The 4,413-nt window shown below is 61.2% G+C and carries 5 protein-coding genes; all 5 read right to left on the bottom strand.

The features are described from left to right. Positions 1-24: 24 nt before the first annotated feature. Positions 25-750, bottom strand: a complete 726-nt coding sequence (locus EOL86_12330; GenBank protein NCD26361.1) for a hypothetical protein — start codon at positions 748-750, stop codon at positions 25-27. Between the two features lie 14 nt (positions 751-764). Next, on the bottom strand, positions 765-1,433 hold the full coding sequence (locus tag EOL86_12325; protein ID NCD26360.1) for an ABC transporter permease subunit: 669 nt from the start codon (positions 1,431-1,433) through the stop codon (positions 765-767). Further along, complete coding sequence (modA, locus tag EOL86_12320; protein ID NCD26359.1) at positions 1,430-2,152, bottom strand: molybdate ABC transporter substrate-binding protein; 723 nt, start codon at positions 2,150-2,152, stop codon at positions 1,430-1,432. The genes EOL86_12325 and modA overlap by 4 nt, the downstream gene beginning before the upstream one ends. Before the next feature lie 89 nt (positions 2,153-2,241). Further along, positions 2,242-2,946, bottom strand: coding sequence for an ATP-binding cassette domain-containing protein (locus tag EOL86_12315; protein NCD26358.1), 705 nt, complete (start codon positions 2,944-2,946; stop codon positions 2,242-2,244). A 260-nt stretch (positions 2,947-3,206) separates the two neighbouring features. Beyond that, positions 3,207-4,413 (bottom strand): malate dehydrogenase (locus tag EOL86_12310; protein ID NCD26357.1); only part of this gene is annotated, 1,207 nt, incomplete at its 5' end.

The raw sequence follows: 4,413 nt of genomic DNA, 5'->3' as shown, positions 1-4,413 counted from the left end.
GAATAAAGAGTGATCCAGACACAACTACATACTACATGGGCAAAAGCGTTCCCAGCCCATGATGCTGGCCGCGCCGGCGATGGTCGTGCCATAAAAAATAACCGGGGTCCGATCCAGAAACAAGTCAATGGTGCCGTTGGCCAGGGTGGTGCCGGTTACCAGGAGCAGATCGGCCCATTTGAGGACGTCGCCCGTGGCTTCGCCGCCCTCGATGAAGGCGCCGTGACGCATTTGCCCGATATTGTCCGGATCCAGATCAAGGACACGCATGTCAAAAGAGCCGCTCAAGGCGCCGATCATGGCGGGCTGGAATCCGACCATGCCGATTTTTGGCTCGCCGTGGCGGGTCCGGATGTAGTCGGCGATGATGGCGGAACATTCCTTGGGGCCGGCGTCCTTGCAGTGGATGGTGCATTCCGCGCGGTTCAGGCCGCGCATGACCGCGTTCAAGGTGGCGACAAAAATGGCGCGCGGCATGGCTTCCGCCAGATTCAGGGCGGCCACGTCGGCCAATCGGCCCTCATAATTCCCGTAGGTGTCGGTGAAGGCCTGCCCCTTGGCGCCATTGAAGTCGGCCTCCATCAACTTTTCCTTGCCTTTCTGGATGGGAAAATCCTGACCTTCGGGGCGGCCAATGGCCTGCTCCACGGTCAGGGGAGCCGCCGTGACCTGGACGCTTTGGTCCATGAGGCCGGCCTCCTCCCAAACGGCGATGGCCCGCGCGCGGACCTGTTCGAGTGTATTCATCATTCTTCTCCGTGCGGTTAGATCGCGGACATGCGTTTGAGGATGAAAAGCAGTCCGCAGGAAATGGTTCCAACAATGCAACACAGAACCATGGCCCGCTCAAACTCGCCCAGAAAGACACAATTGTAAATCTCCAGCGAAAGGGTGTTGGTTCTGCCGGCGATATTGCCGCCAAGCATGAGCGTGATGCCGACTTCGCCCATGGACCGACCCAGGGCCAGCAGCCAACCGGCCAGCATGGGCTTGCGGATGGCCGGCAAGAGGACCAGGACAAATGTCTGCCAGGGCGTCTTGCCGAGCACGGCCGCCACTTCGGACAATTTTTTGCCTTGGTCGCGCAGGGCCGCTTCCACGGGCTTGACCACCAGGGGCAGCCCGGACACCACCGAGGCCAGCACTAGGCCTGGAAAGGCAAAAACAAAATCCACGGGCAAAATCGCGCCAATGGGCCCGTCGCGGCCAATGAGCAACAGCAACAAAAAACCCGTGGCAATGGGCGGAAAGACCAAGGGCACGACGACAAAAAAATCGACCACGGTGCGCGAAAGGGAATTCTCGCCGCTGAGATAGTACCCCAGCAGCACGCCACCCGGCAGCAGAATGACTCCGGCCACGATCAATACGCGCACGGTCAGCAGGAGCGGCCCAAGCGTCGCGGGATCGATCCCCATTTCAAACAAGGTCATAGACCGTGCGCGACGAGGATGGAGCGGGCCGTCCCGCTCTCGAGAAAGCGGGCGAAATCCTTGGCCGCCTTGGGATTGGGAGCAGTCTTGAGCTGGAAACATTCAATGGCGATGGGCGTGTACAACTCGTTCTCCAGCACGCGGTACCCGCCCAAATGATCCGCTGCGGCCAGGGCCTGGGTCAGGTTAAGGAACCCGGCGTCCACTTCGGCCGTCGAGAGGTAGGCGAAAACCTGGGGCACCGTGCCCACCACCAGAAGTTTGTCCTTGAGCGCCGCCAACTGCCCGCTTCGTTCCAGATATTCCATGGCCGCCTTGCCGTAGATGGCTTTTTTCGGGTCCGGAATGGCGACGCGCTCGACCTCGGGAACGTCGAGCCCACGCGGCTCGGGTTTAGCCTTGGGCCAGGCCAGGACAAGACGACCCATTCCCAAGGGCGTGGACGCGGCCAGGGGCAGGGGCGAGCCGGCCAGAAAACTTTCCTCGCCGATCAACAGATCGACCTTGCCGCTGTTGCGCGCCTGGCCCATGATCTGGGCCATGTTGCCGTGGATACGCTCCACGGCCACGCCGGACTCTTCGGTAAAGGCCCTGGCCAGGGCTTCGACGACGACCTTATAGCCCGCGCCAGAAGCGATGAACAACGAATCCACGGCCATGGCCGGCGCGGCCACGATCAAAAAAGCAAGGGCGACCACCATCGGAAAACAGCGTTTCATGATCACGAATCCTGTCTGAAGTTAGCGCGAATCATCGCGAAATGCGCCCAGCGTGAAAAAACCGAGGTCTGGTTTCACGCGGACCTCGTTCACGCGCAAATGCGGGAACGAGGGGAAAAGGGAACACGCACCAAACGATCCCGGGCAGCCTGCACGTCCCGCAGCCAGTCCGGGGCGTGATGGCCATCGGCCACGGGAACGATGGCGTCGCCAATTTCGACCGCTTCGTGCAGATCGTGGGTGACGAGCACCACGGGAATATTCAAGCTTCTGGCCTGAAGCGGCAGCTCCCGCCGAAGATCCGCCCGTGTCGGCGCGTCCAGGGCGGAAAAAGGCTCGTCGAGAAGCAAAATGTCCGGGTCCCGGGCCAGGGCTTGGCACATGGCCGCGCGCTGGCGCTCGCCGCCGGAAATAGCCGTGGGCTTGCGCCGGGCCAGATGCTGGATGCCAAAACGAGTCAGCAGGGCATCCACCCTGGCGGAATCGGCGCAGGAAAAACCCACGTTTTTCGCCACATTCAAATGCCCAAAAAGAGGATAATCCTGAAAAACCATGCCGATCCGTCGAACGCGGGTTGGCAGATCGACGCCGGCGGCCTGATCGAAGAGCACCCGGCCATTCAACTCCACGCGGCCCCAGTCCGGCGTGTCCAGCCCGGCAACAAGACGGATGAGGGTACTTTTGCCCGCTCCGGACGGTCCGACAATGGCCGTCACGCTCCCACGCGGACAGAACAGATCCAATCGAAGATCAAAATGAGGCAAGCGCTTGCGCAGATGGACGTGCAATCCCATGGTGTGCATCCTGTCGGGTTCAAGCTCCCCGCTCCAAACAGGCGGGCTGGATGCATGATCTGTTACGGGCGGATGCGGGCCCAGGGCAACGCGGTCACGTCTGCCACGGGATGCGTGACCACAACGGCCGCCGCCTCGACGCGAGGCGCCAACAGCCGCGCGGATCACGACCCAAACCGGTGGATGACCGCCACCAAAACGAAAAACCGCCCCGCCAGCATCTGCTGACAGGGCGGTTTTGTTGTTCGTCCAGGATCCGCCTAGAATATCTGCGGATAGGTCTGCACAAAGGCGTCCAGGCGCTTACGGGAGGCGGCGATGCGCTCGCGAAGGCTGGCGCGGTAGGCGTTCATGTCGGTGATGGGCTTCCTGGCCACGCCGGTATCCATGGCGGCCTGGGCCACGGCGGCGGATTCGAATTCGATCAAACGCAGGTCAACGGGTTTGGGGATGATGTAGTCGATGCCGAATTCCAGTTTGTCCACGCCGTAAGCCTTGACCACGTAGTCCGGCACCGGCTCCTTGGCCAGGGCGGCCAGGGCCTTGGCCGCGGCCAGCTTCATTTCTTCGTTGATTCCCGTGGCCATGACGTCGAGGGCGCCGCGGAAAATGAAGGGGAATCCCAAAACATTATTGATCTGATTCGGGAAGTCTGAACGGCCCGTGCCCATGATGGCGTCGGGACGCGCGGCCTTGGCATCAGTATAGGTGATTTCGGGATTGGGGTTGGCGCAGGCAAAAATGATCGGGTGCGCACCCATGCTTTTGACCATGTCCTGGCTGACCACGCCCGCCGTGGACAGGCCCAGGAACATGTCCGCGCCAACCATGGCTTCGGCCAGGGAGGCGTAGGCCTTTTTGGTGGCGAATTCCTTTTTCTGGGCGTTCAAGTCCGTGCGGCCCTGATGCAGGTGACCGCGAGAGTCGAACATGGCCACGTTTTCGGGGAGAATGCCCAAGGCGACATAAAGTCGGGTGCAGGAAATGGCCGCCGCGCCCGCGCCGGAGACGACGATACGCACCTTCGAAATGTCCTTGCCCGTGATTTCCAGGGCGTTGATGAGTCCGGCGGCGGAGATGATGGCCGTGCCGTGCTGGTCATCATGGAAGACCGGGATGCCCATTTCTTTTTTGAGTTTGTTCTCGATGTAAAAACATTCCGGGGACTTGATGTCTTCGAGATTGATGCCGCCAAAGGTCGGCTCCAAGGCTTTGACGATCTCGCAGAACTTGTCCGGGTCGGTCACGTCCAGGTTGATGTCGTAGACGTCCACGTCGGCGAAAATTTTGAACAACAATCCTTTGCCTTCCATGACCGGCTTGCCGGCGTGGGGCCCGATGTTGCCCAGGCCGAGCACGGCCGTGCCATTGGAGACCACGGCCACGAGATTGCCCCGGCCCGTGTACTTGTAGGACAGCTCCTTGTCCTTGGCGATGGCCAGGCAGGATTCGGCCACGCCAGGGCTG

Source organism: Deltaproteobacteria bacterium (assembly GCA_009930495.1).
GTDB lineage: Bacteria > Desulfobacterota > Desulfovibrionia > Desulfovibrionales > Desulfomicrobiaceae > Desulfomicrobium.
The sequence above is the reverse complement of the archived record's forward strand: the minus strand, read 5'-3'. Positions and strand labels throughout refer to the sequence as shown.